The 334-nt window shown below is 62.3% G+C and carries 1 protein-coding gene; it reads left to right on the plus strand.

Features of this window, described 5'->3' with window-relative positions:
* Positions 1 to 334: hypothetical protein (locus tag JUI81_RS31680; protein ID WP_204125700.1), on the plus strand; the 334-nt coding region annotated here is incomplete at both ends.

A 334-nucleotide genomic window follows, 5' to 3' on the forward strand; every position in this document is an offset into this window, starting at 1 on the left:
ATCTCCGGCGGTATTGAGTTACGGTCCGGCAAGTGGGGCATCAACCTGGCGGCCGCCCGGCTCAACTTTCCCGACAAGGGCCTGAAAGTCCAGATTCCGGTCTGGTCAAAAAAGAGCGTGGGCGACAAGGTCGAGTTGCTGCTCAATAACGGCATGGTGGATCAACACACCGTCACCGACCCCGTCGAGCTGCCCGAACGCACAACCCTGTTTGTCCCGGCAGATCGCCTGCAGAGCGGTCCAGCGCTGCTGGCCTACCGGGTGACGCGGCTGCATCAGCAGGCCGAACCGTTCACTCCGCCACTCGAGCTCGACGTCAAACTCGAGCTTCCCG

The organism is Pseudomonas sp. 008 (assembly GCF_016861935.1).
In the GTDB taxonomy this organism is placed as follows: Bacteria; Pseudomonadota; Gammaproteobacteria; order Pseudomonadales; family Pseudomonadaceae; genus Aquipseudomonas.